21 protein-coding genes, 1 pseudogene and 1 other annotated feature are annotated in these 21416 nt (G+C 48.4%); of the genes and pseudogenes, 12 read left to right on the top strand and 10 right to left on the bottom strand.

What is annotated here, in order from left to right:
* The first annotated feature begins 9 nt into the window (after positions 1-9).
* The 7 genes from MUU46_RS15610 (at position 10) to ugd (ending at position 8055) form a co-directional block, all read left to right on the top strand.
* Positions 10-1197 carry an EpsG family protein gene (locus MUU46_RS15610; RefSeq protein ID WP_258965971.1) on the top strand — a complete coding sequence of 396 codons (1188 nt, stop codon included), beginning with the start codon at positions 10-12 and terminating at the stop codon, positions 1195-1197.
* Entirely contained in the window at positions 1198-2169 is a 972-nt protein-coding gene (locus MUU46_RS15605) for a glycosyltransferase family 2 protein (protein ID WP_258965970.1), read from the top strand.
* On the top strand, positions 2169-3083 hold the full coding sequence (locus tag MUU46_RS15600; protein ID WP_258965969.1) for a glycosyltransferase family 2 protein: 915 nt from the start codon (positions 2169-2171) through the stop codon (positions 3081-3083). The genes MUU46_RS15605 and MUU46_RS15600 overlap by 1 nt, the downstream gene beginning before the upstream one ends.
* A gap of 20 nt (positions 3084-3103) precedes the next feature.
* Positions 3104-4528, top strand: coding sequence for an undecaprenyl-phosphate galactose phosphotransferase WbaP (gene wbaP / locus MUU46_RS15595; RefSeq protein WP_258965968.1), 1425 nt, complete (start codon positions 3104-3106; stop codon positions 4526-4528).
* A 13-nt stretch (positions 4529-4541) separates the two neighbouring features.
* The gene (gene rfbC, locus MUU46_RS15590) at positions 4542-5078 is read left to right on the top strand and encodes a dTDP-4-dehydrorhamnose 3,5-epimerase (RefSeq protein ID WP_258965967.1); all 537 of its coding nucleotides are present in this window, start codon (positions 4542-4544) and stop codon (positions 5076-5078) included.
* A gap of 173 nt (positions 5079-5251) precedes the next feature.
* Complete coding sequence (gnd, locus tag MUU46_RS15585; protein ID WP_159753127.1) at positions 5252-6658, top strand: NADP-dependent phosphogluconate dehydrogenase; 1407 nt, start codon at positions 5252-5254, stop codon at positions 6656-6658.
* A 230-nt stretch (positions 6659-6888) separates the two neighbouring features.
* Positions 6889-8055: a UDP-glucose 6-dehydrogenase gene (gene ugd / locus MUU46_RS15580; RefSeq protein WP_258965966.1), complete on the top strand. Its 1167-nt coding sequence runs from the start codon at positions 6889-6891 to the stop codon at positions 8053-8055.
* Positions 8056-8127: 72 nt separating this feature from the next.
* Here the strand turns inward: ugd and MUU46_RS15575 are convergent, their stop codons facing one another.
* A complete protein-coding gene (locus MUU46_RS15575) occupies positions 8128-9132 on the bottom strand; it encodes an NAD-dependent epimerase (RefSeq protein ID WP_258965965.1) in 1005 nt (334 codons plus the stop codon).
* Positions 9133-9363: 231 nt separating this feature from the next.
* On the opposite strand from MUU46_RS15575, the gene wzzB reads away from it, so the two are divergent.
* On the top strand, positions 9364-10368 hold the full coding sequence (wzzB, locus tag MUU46_RS15570) for an LPS O-antigen chain length determinant protein WzzB (protein ID WP_258965964.1): 1005 nt from the start codon (positions 9364-9366) through the stop codon (positions 10366-10368).
* A gap of 64 nt (positions 10369-10432) precedes the next feature.
* On the opposite strand, the gene hisIE is transcribed toward wzzB, so the two are convergent.
* The 9 genes from hisIE to hisL all read right to left on the bottom strand — a co-directional run bounded on the left by hisIE (position 10433) and on the right by hisL (position 17639).
* Positions 10433-11032: a bifunctional phosphoribosyl-AMP cyclohydrolase/phosphoribosyl-ATP diphosphatase HisIE gene (gene hisIE, locus MUU46_RS15565; RefSeq protein ID WP_258965963.1), complete on the bottom strand. Its 600-nt coding sequence runs from the start codon at positions 11030-11032 to the stop codon at positions 10433-10435.
* Positions 11026-11802, bottom strand: a complete 777-nt coding sequence (gene hisF, locus MUU46_RS15560; protein WP_159753137.1) for an imidazole glycerol phosphate synthase subunit HisF — start codon at positions 11800-11802, stop codon at positions 11026-11028. Before hisF ends, hisIE begins: the two co-directional genes overlap by 7 nt.
* The gene (gene hisA, locus MUU46_RS15555) at positions 11784-12521 is read right to left on the bottom strand and encodes a 1-(5-phosphoribosyl)-5-[(5-phosphoribosylamino)methylideneamino]imidazole-4-carboxamide isomerase (protein WP_258965962.1); all 738 of its coding nucleotides are present in this window, start codon (positions 12519-12521) and stop codon (positions 11784-11786) included. The genes hisF and hisA overlap by 19 nt, the downstream gene beginning before the upstream one ends.
* Positions 12521-13111: an imidazole glycerol phosphate synthase subunit HisH gene (hisH, locus tag MUU46_RS15550; RefSeq protein WP_159753141.1), complete on the bottom strand. Its 591-nt coding sequence runs from the start codon at positions 13109-13111 to the stop codon at positions 12521-12523. The genes hisA and hisH overlap by 1 nt, the downstream gene beginning before the upstream one ends.
* Positions 13111-14178 carry a bifunctional histidinol-phosphatase/imidazoleglycerol-phosphate dehydratase HisB gene (gene hisB, locus MUU46_RS15545; RefSeq protein ID WP_258965961.1) on the bottom strand — a complete coding sequence of 356 codons (1068 nt, stop codon included), beginning with the start codon at positions 14176-14178 and terminating at the stop codon, positions 13111-13113. The genes hisH and hisB overlap by 1 nt, the downstream gene beginning before the upstream one ends.
* Positions 14175-15236 (bottom strand): histidinol-phosphate transaminase, encoded by a 1062-nt coding sequence (gene hisC / locus MUU46_RS15540; RefSeq protein WP_258965960.1) that lies wholly within the window; start codon positions 15234-15236, stop codon positions 14175-14177. Before hisC ends, hisB begins: the two co-directional genes overlap by 4 nt.
* Positions 15233-16537, bottom strand: coding sequence for a histidinol dehydrogenase (gene hisD / locus MUU46_RS15535; protein WP_159753147.1), 1305 nt, complete (start codon positions 16535-16537; stop codon positions 15233-15235). Before hisD ends, hisC begins: the two co-directional genes overlap by 4 nt.
* Positions 16538-16543: 6 nt before the next feature.
* Positions 16544-17443: an ATP phosphoribosyltransferase gene (gene hisG / locus MUU46_RS15530; protein ID WP_159753149.1), complete on the bottom strand. Its 900-nt coding sequence runs from the start codon at positions 17441-17443 to the stop codon at positions 16544-16546.
* Positions 17444-17489: 46 nt separating this feature from the next.
* Positions 17490-17613, bottom strand: a sequence feature (His leader region).
* Positions 17589-17639: a his operon leader peptide gene (gene hisL / locus MUU46_RS15525; protein WP_258966021.1), complete on the bottom strand. Its 51-nt coding sequence runs from the start codon at positions 17637-17639 to the stop codon at positions 17589-17591. Its footprint overlaps the feature before it by 25 nt.
* A gap of 302 nt (positions 17640-17941) precedes the next feature.
* Here hisL and MUU46_RS15520 point away from each other — a divergent pair, with 302 nt between their 5' ends.
* The 4 genes and pseudogenes from MUU46_RS15520 (at position 17942) to MUU46_RS15505 (ending at position 21358) form a co-directional block, all read left to right on the top strand.
* Entirely contained in the window at positions 17942-18760 is an 819-nt protein-coding gene (locus MUU46_RS15520; RefSeq protein WP_258965959.1) for an SDR family oxidoreductase, read from the top strand.
* 39 nt (positions 18761-18799) lie between these two features.
* A pseudogene (locus MUU46_RS15515) lies at positions 18800-19772 on the top strand (LysR substrate-binding domain-containing protein); the annotation flags it as partial.
* Between the two features lie 175 nt (positions 19773-19947).
* Positions 19948-20010: a membrane protein YoeI gene (gene yoeI, locus MUU46_RS15510; RefSeq protein ID WP_133461903.1), complete on the top strand. Its 63-nt coding sequence runs from the start codon at positions 19948-19950 to the stop codon at positions 20008-20010.
* On the top strand, positions 20000-21358 hold the full coding sequence (locus tag MUU46_RS15505) for an APC family permease (RefSeq protein WP_185153716.1): 1359 nt from the start codon (positions 20000-20002) through the stop codon (positions 21356-21358). The genes yoeI and MUU46_RS15505 overlap by 11 nt, the downstream gene beginning before the upstream one ends.
* The last annotated feature ends 58 nt before the right edge of the window (positions 21359-21416 follow it).

Genomic DNA, 21416 nt, shown 5'->3' with positions numbered 1-21416 from the left:
GATTTTATAATGATGTACTTTCTATTGGTGCCAGTTTTTACTTTGTTAGGCCTCATTCCATTAAATAAGCGATCAACATTATTTCTTGGATTAGTAGTCATAAGTGCATATATAATATTTTGTTGTCTGGAATATAAGGTTGGTGTTGATTGGTTTTTGTATAAAAGTAAGTATGATAATTATGATAGTTATGATGGAATAACAGTAGAGTTTGGTTTTGGAATTCTTATGAGATTTTTTTCTTATCTCAATATCAGTTTTTTTGCTTTTTATTTTTTACTGAAAATAATTGCAGCTGTAGCTATATTTGATTTTATAAAAAAAGTCACACCAGAATGTAATGTGTTGTTATTTGTCCTTTTTATCGCATTGACTACACAGTTAATGATTGAGAATTTGCGGCAGCAGTTCGCGCTAATTTTTTTATTGTATGCAGTGTCAGCTTTAGTTGCAAATAAAAAAAACCTATTTTTATTATTGATCCTATGTGGTTCAACGTTCCATATTACGTTACTTGTTACGTTGCCGCTATACTTTATATATAGAAGTTGGTTTCTACAATCTATTTTAGTCGTGCTCGCTATCATTACCTTTGCATTAAGTATTTCTCATTTCGATATATTAACCGGGATTTTAAGTATAGGGAAAATGATTGCTCCAAACTCTATAGCTGTAACTAAGTTAGAAGTCTATCTTTCTTATGGTGGCGGAAGTCCACTAACGATAAAACATGTTTTCAGAAATATTTTTGTATTGGTTGTGTTTTATTTATACATGAAAGTAAAAGCAAAGTTTTCGCGTGAAGGTTGTGGCGATCATGCTTACCTGAACATGTTATCTATCTCTTTTTCAGCCTTTTTGTTACAGGTGCTATATGAAAATCTATTTTATAGTTCTGAAACAATGTGGGTACGTATCTCGCTTTATTTTGTTTTATTTATGCTCCTGTCAGTATTTCTGTCACTAAAGGTAATTGAAAATAAGGGCGTATCATACATAATAATATTCGTTGTTATAATCTATTCCTTACATACTATGGTTGATGCTTTAACTACGGATTCAGCAATCGAAAATATAATACCGGCAAAAAACTACCTTTCTTATATTGTTACTGATGACCATGCCTATGACATTAGGCGAAATAAAACGGTTGCTTATTTTTGGGACACATGGGAGCCAGCAGGGGCTAGCAATTAAATGTATAAAAAAAAGGTTTCAATATTACTCGCCACTTATAATGGTTCAAAGTATGTCCATCAACAAATTGATTCCATTGCTCTGGGGATTCGTTCATTAACTAACGAATACGATTTTAATGTTTTCATTTCAGACGATGCTTCCTCAGATAATACGGTAGAAATTATCAAAGGTCTGTCTGAAAAACATAAATTTTTAAATTTGATAGATAGTGAACGTAAGGGTGGTGTAAAGAATAACTTTCTTTTTTTGGTGAATAATATCCCAGACGATAGTGATTACATGTTTTTTTGTGACCAGGATGATTTTTGGCTACCAAATAAATTAAAACTTTTCCTTGATGAGTTTATAGAACGCGATAGCAATGTACCTTTATTATTGCATTCTGATTTGACAGTTGTTGACGAGTGTTTATTCCCTAATTATTTGTCGATGTTTGACAGTCAAAAGCTAAATAAAAACGCAACATTCAATGAGTTGATAACGCAAAATAATGTTACTGGTTGTGTTATGGCAATCAATAAATCGGCTTTTAAGTTGATAAAGGATGTGGATTTCACTTACAGCATAATGCATGACTGGTATATAGCGCTATATGTCAGTTTTTATGGTGAAATCTACTTCATCGATAAGCCTACGATTTTATACAGACAGCATTCAAATAATCAGGTTGGAGCAAAACAATTAAATATATCATCACTTTTGCAGTCATTTAGAAATTTCCCTTTGCTTTTTGAAAGCGCCAGAGATTCTGTTAATAAAACAAAAGCTCAAGCGAAATTATTTTATACTCATAATAGTGGTGAAAATAGCCACAGGTTAAAAGAGCTTAAATCGTTTATTGACTCGTTTGAGCAAAGTTGGATTAAAAGATTGCGCTGTTTTTTTGTTTATGGATTCCGAAAACATTCTATTATTAGGAATTTTGTTTTCTTTTTTGTCTATGTGTTTTGGAATTTTGAGGGTGAGTGATGAAGTCTAAGGTAACTATTGTAGTGCCTGTTTATAATGGTGGCGTAATTTGGACGGAGTGTGCATCACGAATAAAAAACAACTTTTTAGGACAAGTGATCGTAATAGATTCTTCATCCGCGGATGATTCAGCACAAATCGCATTAGATAACGGTTTTAAATTGCATGTAATACCTTCATCGGAGTTTAATCACGGTAAAACAAGAAACGATGGCATTAGCTTGGCTAATGATGACACTGATATTATCATTTTTCTTACCCAGGATTGTTTACTGGAAGGTACAGATAGCATTTTAAATATTATCTCCTTCCTGGAGTCTGATTCAGAGCTAGCAGCTGTATACGGGCGTCAATTACCGCATGATGATGCTAACCCGATATCCCGACATGCAAGATATTATAATTACCCTTCAAAAAGTTACGTTACCAGTTTCTCGGATAGTAATGTTGTAGGAATAAAAAAAGCATTTCTTTCAAACTCATTTTCAGCGTATAAAATTAACGCGCTAAAAACAATTGGTTTCTTCCCTGTGAATACTATTTTATGTGAAGATATGTTTTTTGCCGCCAGATCACTACAGAATGGTTATAAAATTGGTTACGCGGCCAGTGCCTTGGCTAAACATTCACATAACTATTCTGCAGTAGAAGAGTTTAAACGGTATTTTGATATTGGTGTCTTCCATGCGACTGAATCGTGGATTTCTGAAAATTTTGGCGGTGCTAGTGGTGAAGGAAAACGCTTTATTAAATCAGAGCTTAAATATCTTCTAAAACATGCGCCATTGTGGATTCCCGTATCTATGGTTAATAATTTCGCCAAAATTTGCGGCTATAAATTGGGGAAAAAATATAAATCGCTTCCTTCTCGATGGGTCAAGTGTTGTAGCATGCACAGAAAATATTGGGAATAACCAATTGTTGTGAGATCAAAATGAGTATCAATATAAAATTGACCATCGCTAAATTTACATTTGCCTTGGTAGATTTGTTTTTGTTAATAGTTTCTTTTGGTTTGTCAATATATTTAGTTGATATTTTATTCCAAAATCTTCCGGCGTTCATTCCGCAAGATGAGTTTGACGATAAGCTGATTATGCATGTGTCGTTATCTGTTATTTGTATCGGTTGGTTTTGGGTACGCTTACGACATTACACTTACCGTAAACCTTTTTGGTTTGAATTGAAAGAAATTCTCCGAACCCTCTTTATATTCGCTATTATTGAACTTGCTATTAATGCCTTTTCTAAATGGCATTTCTCGAGATATATTTGGGTGTTTACATGGGTGTTGGCTTTTGTTTTGGTGCCTGTTGGACGTTCCTTAGTCAGACAACTTCTTCAAAAGGTGCGTATCTGGAAGCGTGAAGCTATTATCATTGGATGCGGAAAAAATGCCATCGATGCTTATCTTGCTATCAATAGTGAGAAGAATTTAGGTTATGACGTCCGTTTTTTTGTTGGCAAAAGTGATAATGAAAATAGTCAACTTTTTGGCTGTCCCATTCTGAATACTACTGTTGAGGAACTTAAAAATACAATTGATAAAACAACTCAATTTATTATCGCCGTTGAATCTGAGCAACTGGATGTAAGAAATAGTTGGATAAAAAAACTCTCAAAATACAAGTTTAGACATGTTTCTGTTATTCCTACTATTCGTGGGTTACCACTGTATGGTACAGATATGGCATTTATATTTAGCCATGAAGTATTGATTTTGAGAGTGAATAATAACCTCGCAACCAGGACTTCCAGGTTCGCAAAGCGTACCTTTGATATCGTGGGGGCATTAGCAATAATTCTCGTGGCGTCACCTCTTCTTATCTATTTATATTGGCAGGTAAAAAAGGATGGTGGTCCAGCAATCTATGGGCATAAGCGTGTCGGCAGGAATGGCAAACATTTTAAATGTTTAAAATTCAGATCGATGGTTTTAGATTCTCAAGAGGTGTTGGCAAAATTACTTGCTGAAGATGAGAATGCTCGGTGTGAGTGGGAAAAAGACTTTAAATTAAGAAATGATCCACGAATTACCAAAATAGGACATTTTATAAGAAAGTCGAGCCTTGACGAACTACCTCAGTTATTCAATGTATTAAAAGGTGAAATGAGCCTCGTAGGTCCACGACCTATAATTGATGATGAGCTTGTTCGTTATTGTGATGATGTTGACTATTATTTGATGGCAAAACCTGGTATGACCGGCCTTTGGCAGGTAAGTGGTCGCAACGATATTGATTATGAAACTCGGGTTTATTTTGATTCGTGGTATGTTAAAAATTGGTCGTTATGGAATGATATCGCCATTCTTTTCAAAACGATAAATGTTGTCCTTAAACGTGATGGCGCTTATTAAGCTGTGAGATAATATGAAAGTTATTGATACGAAAATTCATGATGTTAAAATAATTGAACCGAAAGTATTCGGTGACAACAGAGGTTTTTTCCTGGAGACCTTTCAGCAAAATAGATATCAAAGTGAACTTAATATAGGTCATGACTTTGTGCAGGATAATCACTCCCGGTCTTCAAAGGGAGTATTGAGAGGCCTTCATTTCCAAACTGAAAACCCGCAAGGGAAACTTGTTCGAGTTGTTAGAGGCGAAGTTCTGGATGTTGCCGTTGACATCCGTAAAGATTCACCGACCTTTGGTGTTTGGGAAAGTGTGATTTTAAGTGAAGATAACAAGAAACAATTTTGGATCCCACCTGGGTTAGCACATGGTTTTATCGTGCTGTCAGATATTGCAGACTTCGAATATAAATGCACACAATATTATGACCCGACCTCAGAGCAGTGTTTATTATGGAACGACCCGTTTTTAAATATAGACTGGTTACTTGATCATCCAATCCTATCTGAAAAAGATAAAGTTGGGAAAAAGTTTAGTGAACTATTTTCTTAAAATATAATTATCTTATGCTCAGATAACTTTCGATGAAAGTGCTGTTTACATTATGACCTGAGATATTTATCTCATCTGTTTCTTACTACCGGTTTGTCAAATTCTGAGTTAACATTCTCTAAACACTAAAACCGTGCATAAGTCACGGTGACCACACCAGACAGGAGTATGTAATGTCCAAGCAACAGATCGGCGTCGTCGGTATGGCAGTGATGGGGCGCAACCTGGCGCTCAACATCGAAAGCCGTGGTTATACCGTATCCATCTTCAACCGCTCCCGTGAAAAAACTGAAGAAGTGATTGCCGAGAACCCTGGCAAGAAACTGGCTCCTTTCTACACGGTGCAGGAATTCGTCGAGTCTCTGGAAACGCCACGCCGCATCCTGTTAATGGTGAAGGCGGGCGAGGGCACGGACAAAGCCATCGAATCTTTGAAGCCTTACCTGGAAAAAGGCGACATCATCATTGAAGGCGGTAACTCCTACTTCCCGGACACCGTGCGTCGCAACCGCGAACTGTCTGCAGAAGGCTTCAACTTCATCGGTACCGGCGTTTCCGGCGGTGAAGAAGGCGCGCTGAAAGGCCCCTCTATCATGCCTGGCGGTCAGAAAGAAGCTTATGAGCTGGTTGCCCCAATCCTGACCAAAATCGCAGCCGTGGCCGAAGATGGCGAACCATGTGTGACCTATATTGGTCCAGATGGTGCGGGTCATTATGTGAAGATGGTCCACAACGGCATCGAGTATGGCGACATGCAGCTTATCGCTGAAGCCTATTCTCTGCTGAAAGGCGGCCTGAAGCTCTCCAACGAAGAGCTGGCACAGGTCTTCACCGAGTGGAACGACGGCGAGCTGAACAGCTACCTGATTGACATCACCAAAGACATCTTCACTAAAAAAGATGAAGAAGGGATTTACCTGGTTGATGTGATTCTGGATGAAGCGGCGAACAAAGGTACCGGTAAGTGGACCAGTCAAAGCTCTCTGGATCTCGGTGAGCCGCTGTCACTGATTACCGAATCTGTCTTCGCACGTTATATCTCTTCTCTGAAAGATCAGCGTGTTGCGGCTTCTAAAGTACTGAGCGGTCCACAGGCAAAACCTGCCGCTGATAAAGCTGAATTCGTTGAGAAAGTTCGTCGCGCACTGTATCTGGGTAAAATTGTTTCTTATGCGCAGGGTTTCTCCCAGCTGCGTGCTGCTTCCAACGAGAATAACTGGGATCTGAACTACGGCGAAATCGCGAAGATCTTCCGCGCGGGCTGCATTATTCGTGCCCAGTTCCTGCAGAAAATCACCGATGCGTATGTTGAGAATGCAGACATCGCGAACCTGCTGTTGGCGCCGTACTTCAAGAAGATTGCTGACGACTACCAGCAGGCGCTGCGTGACGTTGTGGCGTATGCGGTGCAGAATGGTATTCCAGTTCCAACCTTCTCCGCTGCCATTGCCTACTACGACAGCTACCGTGCAGAAGTTCTGCCGGCAAACCTGATCCAGGCTCAGCGTGACTACTTCGGCGCGCACACCTACAAGCGCACTGATAAAGAAGGCGTATTCCATACCGAGTGGATGGAATAATCTGAATTAAGCAGCAAATGACATCAAACCCGGAGCCTTGTCTCCGGGTTTTTTTTAACCAAAAATCGCGTGTTTATTCGAAGTAGTCTGAATGTCGCTGCAACATCAGGTGAATTGAAAGGCTTCGCCTTGACAGTGCCTCCGAGTAAGGGGTAAAACCCCCAACAGCTATTGTTTATCGTGATGGCCAGGTGCCATCTTCACCGTTAACTGAATAAAGTTGCGTTCTAATGAAAATTACAATTTCCGGTACAGGTTATGTTGGCCTCTCAAACGGCATTCTGATTGCACAGAACCACGAAGTGGTGGCTCTGGATATCGTGCAGGCCAAAGTGGACATGCTCAATCAGAAGAAATCGCCGATTGCAGATAAAGAGATTGAAGAATACCTGGCAACCAAAACGCTTAACTTCCGCGCCACGACCGACAAGCAGGATGCCTATCGTGATGCGGATTACGTGATAATCGCGACCCCAACCGATTACGACCCTAAGACCAACTACTTCAATACTTCAAGCGTTGAAGCAGTCATTCGTGATGTGGTGGAATTCAACCCAAACGCGGTGATGATCATCAAATCGACCATTCCGGTGGGTTTTACTCAGTCCATTAAAGATGAACTGGGTATCGATAATGTGTTCTTCTCGCCAGAGTTTCTGCGCGAAGGCCGCGCGTTGTACGACAACCTGCATCCATCACGTATCGTGATCGGCGAGCGTTCCGAACGTGCAGAGCGCTTTGCCGCGCTGTTGCAGGAAGGTGCTATTAAAGAAAATATTCCGACGTTATTCACTGATTCAACTGAAGCCGAAGCCATCAAGCTGTTCGCCAATACCTATCTGGCAATGCGCGTGGCCTACTTCAATGAGTTGGACAGCTATGCCGAAAGCTTAGGGCTCGACAGTCGTCAGATCATCGAAGGCGTATGTCTGGACCCGCGTATCGGCAATCATTACAACAACCCGTCATTTGGCTACGGCGGCTACTGTCTACCGAAAGACACCAAACAGTTGCTGGCTAACTACCAGTCGGTGCCGAATAACCTGATTTCGGCTATCGTCGATGCCAACCGCACGCGTAAAGATTTTGTCGCAGACTCCATTTTGTCGCGTAAACCGAAAGTCGTTGGTGTGTATCGTCTGATCATGAAAAGTGGTTCTGATAACTTCCGAGCCTCTTCAATTCAGGGGATCATGAAGCGCATCAAAGCTAAAGGCGTGCAGGTCATCATCTATGAACCGGTGATGGAGGAAGACGAGTTCTTCCACTCACGTGTGGTTCGCGACCTGGAAGCGTTTAAGCAGGAGGCTGATGTGATTGTCTCCAACCGCATGGCAGAAGAGCTCGCTGATGTGGCTGACAAAGTGTATACCCGCGATTTGTTCGGTAACGACTAAACCAGAGCTGCTCTGATATCAAAAGGCCCTCAATTGAGGGCCTTTTTGTTATTGGCATTAAGCTTAACGGAATTAAACGTTATAAAAGCCGCGATACCAGTCTACGAAGTTTTTCACACCGTCTTTAACCGTGGTTTCGGGTTTAAAGCCGGTCACTTCTTGCAAAGGTTGAGTATCCGCGCTGGTTTCCAGCACATCACCCGGCTGAACTGGCATCATATTCTTCTCAGCTTCAATACCGAGCGCTTCTTCAAGCGCCGTGATGTAATCCATCAATTCAACCGGTGAGCTGTTCCCGATGTTATAGACGCGGTACGGTGCGGAGCTGCTAGCCGCAGAACCCGTTTCGACCGTCCAGTTGGCATCCGGCTGAGGGATAACATCTTGCAGACGAATAATCGCCTCAGCAATATCATCGATATAGGTGAAGTCGCGTTTCATCTTGCCGTAGTTATAAACGTCGATGCTTTTGTCTTCGAGCATGGCTTTGGTGAATTTAAACAGCGCCATATCCGGGCGACCCCATGGGCCATAGACGGTGAAGAAACGCAGACCGGTGGTTGGCAAACCATACAGATGAGCATAGGTATGCGACATCAGTTCGTTGGCTTTTTTGGTCGCCGCATACAGGGATACCGGATGGTCGACAGAATCATCGGTCGAGAACGGCATCTTGCGATTCAGGCCGTAGACAGAGCTGGAGGAGGCATACAGAAGGTGCTGCACCTTGTTATGGCGGCAGCCTTCAAGCACGTTCAAGTGACCAATCAGGTTGGCATCCGCGTAGGCGTGTGGGTTTTCCAGCGAATAACGAACCCCGGCCTGTGCGGCAAGGTGAATCACACGATCAAATTTCTCGCCCGCAAAAAGGTCTGCCATCGCGACGCGGTCAGCCAAATCGATTTTATGGAAGCTGAAACCAGGCTTTTGCAGCAGGCCCAGACGTGCCTGCTTCAGGTTAACGTCGTAGTAGTCGTTGAGATTGTCAATTCCCACCACCTGATGGCCAGCCTGCAGCAGACGCTCGCTGACATGGAAGCCGATAAAACCGGCGGCGCCGGTAACCAGGTATTTCATCTTTTTTCCTCAAATTTTGACCAGAAATGCATCAGTTGGATGCTGGCATAACTGAAAGCAAAATCATACCGTTAGCGGATGCAAAAAGATAATCGTTATCTACAATTAGGGTAGCCTGGTTTTTTGGTCAATTCTCAGGACTTCGGGCACTATTCTTATAGTAATTCTTATACGCGTGGGTAGACTATTCGCCCTTGTGGGCTTTTCTTAAATTGTGCAGTTAAGGTTTGTATGACTCAGGACAACAATAAAAGTTTTACCGGCCACAGCAGCGAGCCGGAGCAGATTGATCTCATTGATTTGATGATACAAATTTGGCGTGATAAGGTCATTGTTGCCGTATGTGTGATTGTCGCCATTCTTCTTGCCGTAGGTTATATTTTGATTGCAAAAGAGAAATGGACCTCTACTGCAATTCTCACACAGCCTGATTCTGGTCAAATTTCTAGCTATTCTAATGCTATGAATATCTTGTATGGCAATAGTGCACCTTCAATTGGCGCTATTCAGCAAGATCTCATCTCCCGCTTTGATGCTTCATTTTCAGCTCTCTCTGAGACATTAGATAACCAAGAGGAGCCGGAGATTCTGAGTGTTGAGTCTGTTGTTAAGGGGCAAAACCTGCCACTTCGTGTGTCTTATACAGGGCGCACGGCTGAAGATGCACGACAGACATTGGCAAATTATATCCAACAAATTGATGTAGAGATTTCTAAAGCGGTAGAGGGCGATCTTAAGGCTAATATTATCTCCCGCAAAATCGATCTTGCTCAATCCCTTGCTACTCAAGAAAAAGTCGCTATCGAGCAGAAAGCGCTGCGTATCGCGCAAATTACTCAGGCTTTGGCCGTTGCGGAACAGTCAAATCTCAAATTGCCGCAAGTGCAGCAGGCAGAGCAAGTTTCACAGGACACCATGTTTATGTTGGGTAGCGATGCGCTGAGTGCGATGGTGAAAAACGAATCTACGCGCCCGTTGACATTCCCTGATAGCTATTATCAAACCCGACAGGCATTATTTAATGTGAATAGTCTATTGTCAGGAGACAAGAACGACCAGCCAAAAAACACGAATGTTCACGCTTATCGTTACGTGATGAAGCCAACGCTGCCGTTCCGTCGTGATAGCCCGAAACGTGCTATCATCCTGATCCTGTCCGTGCTATTAGGCGGTATGGTTGGTGCCGGTGTGGTGCTGGGTCGTAACGCACTGCGTAACTATCAGCCGAAAGCCTAAGCTTTCAGTTCAGTAATAAAAAACCGGGCATTTCTTCGCCCGGTTTTTTATCGACTGAAAAAGACTACTGATGACGTTTGCGCAGGTTCTCAATGACCGTCGTCAAATCTAACTCCTGATCCTGCAGCAGAACCAGCAGGTGATACATCAGGTCAGAGGCTTCGTTGGTCAGTTCATGACGGTCATTAACGGTGGCTGCCAGCGCGGTTTCCACGCCTTCCTCACCGACTTTTTGTGCGATGCGCTTAGTCCCGCTGGCGTACAGTTTCGCGGTGTAGGAACCTTCAGGGTCCGCCGTTTTGCGTTCAGCCAGCAGTTGTTCGAGCTGATACAGGAACAGCCATTGGTGACCGGTCTCACCAAAGCAGCTAGAAGTGCCTTTATGGCAGGTCGGGCCAATGGGGTTAACCAGCACCAGCAGGGTGTCGTTATCGCAGTCCGGAGTGATGCTGACCACATTGAGGAAATGGCCGGACGTTTCACCTTTAGTCCATAAGCGCTGTTTGGTGCGCGAGTAAAACGTCACTTTGCCGTTCTGCTCAGTGGCGGCCAGGGCATCCTGATTCATATAGCCCAGCATCAATACTTCACCGGATACCGCATGTTGCACGATGGCAGGCATCAGTCCGTCGGTTTTTTCCCAGTCCAGTTGTTCCGTTAACATACTCTGATCTCCACGCCCTGAGTCGCCAGGTACGCTTTTAATTCGCCAATATTGATAATTTGCTTGTGGAACACCGACGCGGCCAGCGCGCCATCGACGTCTGCATCACGGAAGGCTTCGAGGAAATGCGCCATCGTACCCGCGCCACCGGAGGCAATCATTGGTACGCGACAAACGTCACGCACTTTTTTGAGTTGCGCAAGGTCATAACCGTTGCGCACGCCGTCCTGGTTCATCATGTTCAGGACGATTTCACCCGCGCCGCGCTTTTGCACTTCCTGCACCCAGTCGAGCGTTTCCCATTGCGTTACCCGGGTGCGGTTTTCGTCACCGGTGTATTGATTGACGTGATACTTGCCGGTATCCGCGTCGAACCAGGTATCGATCCCGACGACAATGCACTGCACGCCAAAGCGATCCGCCAGGCGGGTAATCAGCTCAGGCTCAGCGAGAGCAGGGGAGTTCACCGATATTTTGTCCGCGCCGAACGACAGAATTTTGGCCGCGTCGTCTACCGATTTGATACCACCGGCCACGCAGAAGGGAATATCGATGACTTCTGCGACCCGTGACACCCAGCTTTTATCCACCACGCGTCCATCGCTGGAGGCGGTAATATCATAGAACACCAGTTCATCTGCACCTTCTTCGGCGTAGCGTTTTGCCAGTGGGACGATATCGCCAATAATTTCATGATTGCGGAACTGTACGCCTTTCACTACCTGACCATCACGCACGTCAAGACAAGGTATTATCCGTTTTGCCAGCATTGGATGGCCTCCGTTACGTTGAATTTACCTTCCAGCAACGCGCGTCCGACAATCACTCCGCGAACGCCAGTCCCGCGTAGCGCGGCGATGTCTTCGAGGCCGCCAATACCGCCGGAAGACTGGAATGCCACCTGCGGATAGCGGGCGCACACTTCGTCATACAGAGAAACGTTGGAGCCCGCCAGCGTGCCATCACGGGAAATATCGGTGCACAGTACGTGCGTGAGCCCGACGGGCAAATAGGTTTCGACCAATTCTTCCAGCGTCACGCCGGAGTTTTCCTGCCAGCCGCTGACTGCAACCTGTTTGGTACCCTGGTCATCAATACGGACATCCAGTGCAAGCACCAGTTTTTCCTCACCAAAACGCGTAAACCAGGTTTTCACAATTTCAGGCGATTTTACTGCGGTCGATCCAATCACCACGCGAGCGACGCCTGCGTCTAACAGGGCCGCGACGTCTTCTTCCGTTCGAATTCCACCGCCCACCTGCACCGGAACCTTCACGCCTGCCACCAGAGTTTTAATCAGTGGGATCTGACGTTTCGTCGGGTCTTTTGCACCGGTGAGATCGACAAGATGCAGTACTTCAGCGCCCTGCGCAGCATATTCTTGCAAACGTGGAAGCGGGTCACTGCCGTAATCACGCTGCTGGCCGTAATCGCCCTGATGGAGACGGACCACGGTGCCGTCAATTAAATCTAAAGCTGGAATGATCATTACATCTCCAGGAAGTTTTTCAGCAGCTGCGCGCCCGCGGCGCCAGAGCGCTCGGGGTGAAACTGCACGCCGAAGAAGTTGTCTTTTTGCACTGCGGCGGTAAATGCTTCGCCGTAGTTGCACTGGGCAATGGTCCACGGATTGACCGGCATCGCGTAGCTGTGCACGAAATAGAAGTACGCGCCATCTTCGATATCCCGGAACAAACGATCACCGGCTTTCGGATAAACGCGGTTCCAGCCCATGTGCGGCAAAGGTAGGCCGAAATCGGTCATTTTCGGGATATCCTGCTCAATGATGCCAATCATGTCGACGCCGTTCGACTCTTCGCTACGACGGCCCAGCAGTTGCATTCCGAGACAAATGCCCAGCACCGGCTGGGTACAGGCTTTGACCAGTTCGATAAGCTCGCGCTCACGCAGCTGATCCATTGCCGATTGCGCGGTGCCGACACCCGGCAGAAACAGTTTATCGGCGCGCAGCACAATATCCGGGTCGCGGCTGACCACCGGCTCGTAGCCGTGACGGATAATCGCCGAACGCACCGAGTTCAGGTTGGCGCAGCCGGTATCAAGGATAACCACGTTCATCACAGCACTCCTTTCGAGGAGGGAAGGGTGTCGCCCTCCACGCGAATCGCCTGACGCAGAGTACGGCCAAAAGCTTTAAACAGACTTTCCACGCGGTGGTGATCGTTTTTGCCTTTGGTTTTCAGGTGTAGCGTGACGCCCATGGTGTAGGAGAGTGAGCGGAAGAAGTGCTCGATCATCTCAGTGCTGAGGTCACCCACGCGCTGATAGGTAAATTCGGCGCGGTATTCGAGGTGTGGGCGGCCGGAAATATCCAGAGCACAACGGGCCAGGCATTCGTCCATTGGCAGCACGAAGCCGAAACGGTTAATGCCACGCTTGTCGCCGAGCGCCAGCTTCAGCGCTTCGCCGAGCGCCAGACCAGTGTCTTCCACGGTGTGGTGATCGTCGATATACAAATCACCTTTAACGGTGATTTCGGTGCGAAAGCCGCCGTGGGTCGCAATCTGATCGAGCATGTGGTCGAAGAAGCCAACGCCGGTGTTAATTTTGCTGCCGCCTTCGCGATCGAGCCATACTTTGACGTCAATCTGCGTTTCGCGGGTATTGCGCTCCACGTGCGCGTAGCGGTCGCGCTTCGTCAGCTGCTCAGTGATTTTCAACCAGTTGAGGTCATCGCGGCTGTAGCGCAGGCCGACAATCCCCATATTTTGCGCCAGGGTGACGTCAGTTGCGCGGTCGCCAATCACATAGCTGTTGGCTACGTCCATCACGCCGTCATTCAGCCACGCTGCCACCATTTTGGTCTTCGGTTTACGGCAATCGCAGTTGTCGGTTTCGACATGCGGGCAAATCAGCACGTCATCAAACTGCACGCCCTGAGAAGTGAACACCTGCATCATCAGGTTGTGCGGGCCGTCGAACTCCGCTTGGGGGAAACTGTCGGTGCCCAGTCCGTCCTGGTTGGTGATCATCACCAGCTTGTAACCGGCTTTTTGCAGCTTTAATAGCGAAGGAATGACATCCGCTTCAAACGCCAGTTTGTCGAACCGGTCGACCTGATAATCACTCGGCGGCTCGCTAATGAGGGTGCCGTCACGATCGATAAAGAGGAACTTCTGGGTCATACTTTCTCCGCACGAAGGGCGTCAATGACGCGCTGGCTCTCGTCGCGGGTGCCAATGGTGATACGCAGGCAGCCGCTTAAAGAAGGTTGTTTATTCTGATCACGTAAGATAATGCCCTGATCCCACAAAGATTTGAAGACCGCGCTTGATGCGGTAAGACGCACCAGAATGTAGTTAGTCTCCGAGTCGAAAACCTGTTCAACGCAGGCGATGTCACGCAACTGCGTTATCAGATACTGACGTTCTTCGAGGATCTGTGCCACGCGGTCGCGCATTGCATTGATACCCAACGGGCTCAGCGCCTGGGCCGCAATATCGGCAACTGGGGTGGAAAGCGGGTACGGCGCAATCACTTTCATCAGCAGGGCAATCACGTCTTCGCTGGCGAGCGTAAAGCCGCAGCGTAGTCCCGCGAGGGCGAAGGCTTTTGACAGCGTGCGCAGCACCACTAAATTCGGGTACTCGGCAATCCAGCCGGTCAGCGTCGCCTGCGGGCAAAACTCGATATACGCTTCATCGGCCACGACCAGCGCCTTGCCGCGGGTCATCTCCAGCAGCACGCGAAAATCCTGAGGATTGATAATCTGCCCGGTCGGGTTATTGGGGCTGCACACGTACACGACTTTTACGCCATCAAGTTTGTCGGCGATGGCTTGCAGATCGAGCTGCCAGTTTTCCAGCGTGGGTACCGTCCGGTATTCCACACCGAAGGTCTCGGCGCTGACGCTGTACATGCCATAAGTAGGTGGGCAGAACAGAATGGCGTCTTTGCCCGGTTCGCAAAATGCGCGGATCAGCAGTTCAATCCCTTCATCGGCCCCGCGACTCACCAGAACTTGTTCTGGTTTCAACCCAGCATATTGCGCGTAGTTTTCGATAACGGCTTTGGGCTGGCACTCCGGATAACGGTTCAGCGTTTGCTGCGAAAGGTCGAAGGAGACCGCTGTCGGAAATTCATTGGCATTCAGCCAGACGTCACCCTTGCCGCCGAGGCGACGGGCAGACTGATAAGGTGTCAGATCGCGGACGTTTTTACGGGCTAACTCTTCAATGCTCATTTCATCTCCTTGAGTGCGGCCACACGTAAGGTAACGGCGTTTTTATGTGCGGTCAGACGTTCGGCGGCGGCCAGTGTCTCAATCGTGGAAGCCAGCGCGGAGAAGCCTTCTTTCGAGAGTTCCTGCACGGTCATGCGTTTCTGGAAATCGGCCAGTCCCAGGCTTGAACAGGTGGCGGTGTAACCGTAGGTCGGCAGTACGTGGTTGGTGCCTGAGGCGTAATCGCCTGCCGATTCCGGGGACCAGTCGCCTAAAAATACTGAACCGGCACTGGTGATGCTGTCGACCAGGGAGCGCGCCTCGCGGGTCTGGATAATCAAGTGCTCCGGACCGTACTGATTAGAAATTTCGACGCATTGTGCAAGGTCGCGGGCGACAATCAGCCGGCTGGCGGATAACGCCTGACGCGCGGTATCGGCACGTGGTAATTCAGCCAACTGGCGTTCAACGGCCTTCGCGACGCGAGCGGCCATATCAGCATCCGGTGTCAGCAGAATCACCTGGGAATCTGGGCCGTGTTCTGCCTGAGACAGCAAATCGGAGGCCACGAAATCCGGCGTTGCACCGCTGTCGGCGATCACCAACACTTCGGACGGGCCAGCTGGCATATCAATGGCGGCCCCATCCAGACGCTGGCTGACCTGGCGTTTTGCCTCGGTAACAAACGCATTGCCTGGGCCAAAAATTTTATCCACTTTCGGCACCGATTCGGTACCCAATGCCAGCGCAGCAATAGCCTGCGCGCCGCCGACGTTAAAGATATCCTTCACGCCGCACAGTTTGGCCGCATACAGAATTTCATCGGCAATTGGCGGCGGGGAGCACAACACCACTTTTTTACAGCCCGCGATACGAGCAGGCGTGGCGAGCATTAATACGGTGGAAAACAGCGGCGCAGAGCCGCCGGGAATATACAAACCGACGGACGCGATAGGGCGCGTCACCTGCTGGCAGCGAACACCTGGCAGAGTTTCTACATCAACCGGCTGTAACATCTGCGCGACGTGAAACGTCTCGACGTTTTTCACCGCTACCGCCATCGCCTGTTTCAGTTCATCGCTCAGACGACTGCTTGCGGCGTCAATTTGCTCCTCGCTGACCTTCAGCGCGGCGACGTCGGTTTTATCAAACTTCGCACTGTATTCACGCAGTGCCTGGTCGCCATTGGTTTTTACGTTGTCGAGAATTTCCGCCACGGTAAGGCTGATGCTTTCTGATGCAGAGATCGCCGGGCGCATCAGCAAATCACGCTGTTGCTCGGGGCTGATGCTGTTCCAGTCGATGACAGTATTAAAGCTCATGGTCGGTTACTCCATCATCTTCTCAATTGGCAGCACCAGAATTGAACTGGCACCCAGCGCTTTCAGTTTTTCCATGGTTTCCCAGAACAGAGTTTCGCTGCTCACCATGTGCATCGCTACGCGCTGCTTATCGCCTGCCAGCGGCAGAATCGTAGGGCGTTCAGCGCCCGGCAGCAGGGCAATCACTTCCTCCAGGCACTCAGTCGGGGCATGCATCATGATGTATTTCGATTCGCGGGCCTGAATCACGCCCTGAATACGGGTCAACAGTTTGTCGATCAGCTGCTGCTTAGCTTCCGGCATTTCGCCGTCGCGCTGGATCAGGCAGGCTTTGGAGCGGTAAATGACTTCGACTTCGCGCAGGCCATTGGCTTCAAGTGTCGCGCCGGTAGACACTAGGTCGCAAATCGCATCGGCCAGACCGGCACGCGGCGCGACTTCAACAGAGCCGTTCAATAAGCAGGATTTAAACTGAACGCCTTTACCATCGAGGTAACGTTTGAGCAGGTGCGGATACGAGGTCGCGATACGTTTATTATTGAGACTGATTGGGCCATCCCACGGGTCGTCAACGGAAACAGCCAGTGAGAAACGGCAGCCGCCGAAATCAAGGCGACGCAGGGTGAAGTAACGCGGGTCTTCGCCCTGTGCGCGACGGCTCAACAGCTCTTCTTCCAGCACGTTTTCGCCAATAATGCCGAGGTCAACTACACCGTCCATGATCAGGCCCGGGATATCGTCGTCACGTACGCGCAGAATATCGATAGGCATATTTTCAGCCAGCGCGATCAGGCGCTGAGAGTGCATATTAATTTTTATGCCACAACGGGCGAGTAATTCGCGTGAATCATCGCTTAAACGACCGGATTTCTGCATGGCTATGCGTAAACGTGTGTTGTCTAACATTTTTATATCCTCGTAGTCCTGTCTGAATTACTCGAAACTCGCGCCCAAAAAAAAGCCCCCGGAAGTGCAATCTTCCGGGGGCTTTCTCTTGCGTTCTGCACCACTGGAAGATCTAACTGTCTTCCAGCACACATCGCCTGAAAGACTAGTCAGGGTGATGATGATGATGGTGATTTTTAAATTGAATGCTGTTCATAAAATTTCTCGTTGAATGCTTATGCATTTGATGCCTTTTAACCTAAACCAGTTCATCGCTATAAAGCAAGGGCTTTTTTACATCTTTAATTCATTTCATATTCATCAGATATACTCTAGATAATTCGAGTCGCAGGCAGGCGGCAAGTCTGTGAACCCTTGGGAACATAGATAACTCTGTGGCCAGGATGAACAGATGTGGCCAACGACCCTGCGGCGTGAAGTATGGCGAGTATAAATTGTCAGTTGGCGAGGGCTGGCGTAGCCTTATAAAAGGAACGCGAACGAGTCAGGAGAGCACAGATGAAAAAGGTCGCAATCGTAGGTTTGGGCTGGCTGGGTATGCCACTGGCACTGTCGTTGAACGCGCGAGGCTGGCAGGTGTCCGGCAGTAAAACCACCGAAGATGGGATAGAGGCCGCGAGAATGTGTGGCATCGACAGCTATTTATTGCGCCTGGATCCGCAGCTGGTCTGCGAGTCGGACGATTTGGATGCGTTGATGAACGTCGACGCGCTGGTTATCACGCTTCCTGCGCGTCGCAGCGGTCCCGGCGAAGAGTTTTATTTGCAGGCGGTGCAGGAGATTGTCGACAGTGCGCTGGCGTATCACATCCCGCGCATTGTGTTCACCAGCTCGACGTCGGTGTATGGCAAAGGGCAGGGCACGATTAAAGAGAATGCCCCGCGTGACCCGATAACCTCCAGCGGCCGTGTGCTGAAAGAGCTGGAAGACTGGCTGCACAATCTGCCTGGGACGTCCGTCGATATTCTACGCCTTGCGGGCCTGGTCGGGCCGGAGCGTCATCCGGGTCGATTCTTTGCCGGGAAATCCGCGCCGGATGGGCAACAGGGTGTCAACCTGGTGCATCTGGAAGACGTGATTTCCGCGATAACACTGCTGCTTCAGGCACCGAAGGGCGGGCACATCTATAATTTATGTGCGCCCGGACATCCGTCTCGGTCAACGTTTTACCCGCAGATGGCCCGCGAGCTTGGCCTGGAGCCGCCTGTATTCAGCGATAGCGCTGAGAAAGGACGCATTATTGATGGTAACCGCATCTGTTCTGAGCTGGGGTTTGAGTACCAGCATCCCGATCCGCTGGTGATGCCGCTGGAGTAAACGACCCGCGGTGACATCGCGTACCGACTGGGGGCGACGATGAAACCATTACTGGAAGTTCTCATCATTCTTGATGCGCTCGATAAAGAAGGGAGCTTTGCTGCGGCATCGGCAAAGCTCTTCAAAACGCCTTCCGCCCTGAGCTACACCGTTCACAAACTGGAAAGCGATCTCAGTATTCAACTTCTCGACCGTAGTGGACACCGCGCGAAGTTCACCCGCACTGGGCAAATGCTGCTGGAAAAGGGGCGGGAAGTCCTGCATACCGTGCGCGAACTCGAAAAGCAGGCGGTCAAACTGCACGAAGGCTGGGAAAACGATCTGGTTATTGGCGTGGACGACACTTTTCCTTTCTCATTGCTTGCTCCCCTCATTGAACAGTTCTACCAAAGGCACAGCGTGACCCGGCTGAAGTTTATCAACGGCGTTCTCGGCGGTTCCTGGGATGCGTTGGTACAAGGCCGGGCCGATATTGTCATCGGCGCGCTGCACGACCCGCCGCCGCTCAGTGATTTTGGTTTCGCGCCATTAGGCGAACTGGAGCAGATTTTCGTTGTGGCAGCCCACCATCCGTTGGCGGAAGTGGCCGAACCGTTGAACCGCAAAACCATCAAACACCATCGGGCGATTATCGTCGGCGACGGCACGACTCCCGATTGCCCTGCATTTCAACAATTGCTTGAAGATCAGGACGCAATCACTGTTTTTGATTTTAAAACTAAGCTGGAACTGCAAATTAGCGGCCTGGGCTGCGGTTATCTCCCGCGTTATCTGGCGCAGCGGTTTCTTGAAAGCGGCGCTTTAGTCGAAAAACAGGTCGCGGCTCACGTTCCGTTTGATGCGGTGTGGATCGGCTGGAATGAACAGACCGCGGGCCTGGCGAGCGCCTGGTGGCGGGAGGCAGTTTTGGCAAATAGTGCTATCGCGGCAGTCTATAACCGCGCCCTTGGTGAATAATCAGGCATTTAAGGAAAAGTTTTCTTTGATGAGCCTCTGGTTCTCTTGTTTTTATGGGGGGAAGGGGGCAAAATACGCGCCAGCAAAAAAGAGACTAACCGACGCAATTTTATGGCGTCGGTTATTTTTTTGCTTTCGAGACACACTCATTCATACAAGAGGCCGGGCTTCGTACCGGATAGATACTTACTTAAAAATCGACAGTTGTTGTCGCCGAGGATATATAAAAAATGGGGCAATTTTTTGCTTACGCGACGGTTTTCACCGTAAAGGGGAATAACCATGTCGCATAATGCTACTCCAAACACCTCTCGCGTGGAATTACGTAAGACGCTTACGTTGATTCCGGTTGTTATGATGGGTCTTGCCTATATGCAGCCTATGACGCTGTTCGATACTTTCGGTATCGTATCTGGAATGACCGATGGTCATGTCCCGACAGCCTATGCATTCGCTCTGGTAGCCATCCTGTTTACTGCGTTAAGTTACGGTAAGCTGGTTCGCCGCTATCCGTCCGCAGGATCAGCCTATACCTACGCCCAAAAATCCATTAGCCCGACGGTTGGCTTTATGGTGGGTTGGTCTTCGCTGCTTGATTATCTCTTTATGCCGATGATCAATATCCTGTTGGCAAAAATCTACTTTGAAGCGCTGGTACCTTCGGTTCCCTCGTGGATATTTGTTGTCGGGTTAGTGGCCTTTATGACCATTTCCAACCTGCGCAGCATTAAAACCGTGGCTAACTTCAACACCCTGATTGTGGTGCTGCAGATGGGTATCGTTGCCGTTATTGTCGGCATGATCATCTGGGGCGTTCACAACGGTACGGGTGCAGGTACGCTGACCAGTAGCCGCCCGTTCTGGTCTGATGGCGCGCATATCACGCCGATGATCACCGGTGCGACTATTCTGTGCTTCTCGTTCCTGGGCTTCGACGGTATCTCTTCTCTGTCTGAAGAAACCAAAGATGCCGAGCGCGTTATCCCGAAAGCAATTGTCCTGACAGCGCTGATTGGCGGTGGGGTCTTTATCGTTGCATCTTACTTCCTGCAACTGTATTTCCCTGACATCTCTCGCTTCAAGGATCCAGATGCGTCACAGCCAGAAATCATGCTGTACGTGGCGGGTACAACCTTCCAGTGGTGCGTGCTTATCTTCTCAAGCGTGACCGTGCTGGCATCTGGCATGGCAGCACACGCAGGCGTTTCTCGTCTGATGTACGTGATGGGCCGCGATGGCGTGTTCCCGAAAAGCTTCTTCGGTTACGTGCATCCGAAATGGCGTACCCCAGCATGGAACGTGCTACTGGTGGGCGCGATTGCTCTGTTGGCGATTAAATTCGACCTGGTAACAGCCACGGCGTTGATTAACTTTGGTGCGTTGGTGGCCTTCACCTTCGTTAACCTGTCGGTAATCTCGCAGTTCTGGATCCGCGAAAAGCGCAACAAAACGCTGAAAGATCACTTTAACTACCTGTTTATGCCGGTATGTGGTGCGTTGACCGTCGGTGCGCTGTGGATTAACCTGGAACAAAGCTCGATGGTTCTCGGTCTGATTTGGGGTGCAGTTGGCCTGATTTATCTGGCCTGTGTGACTCGCAGCTTCCGTAACCCGGTGCCGCAGTACGAAGACATCGCGTAATCTCGACGTGCGATAGTCAAAAAAAACCGGAGACACTGTCTCCGGTTTTTTTATGCCG

The sequence above is a fragment of the Scandinavium tedordense genome, from assembly GCF_024764965.1.
GTDB lineage: Bacteria > Pseudomonadota > Gammaproteobacteria > Enterobacterales > Enterobacteriaceae > Scandinavium > Scandinavium tedordense.
Note: the sequence above shows the minus strand (reverse complement) of the source record. Positions and strands in the feature narration are given on the sequence as shown.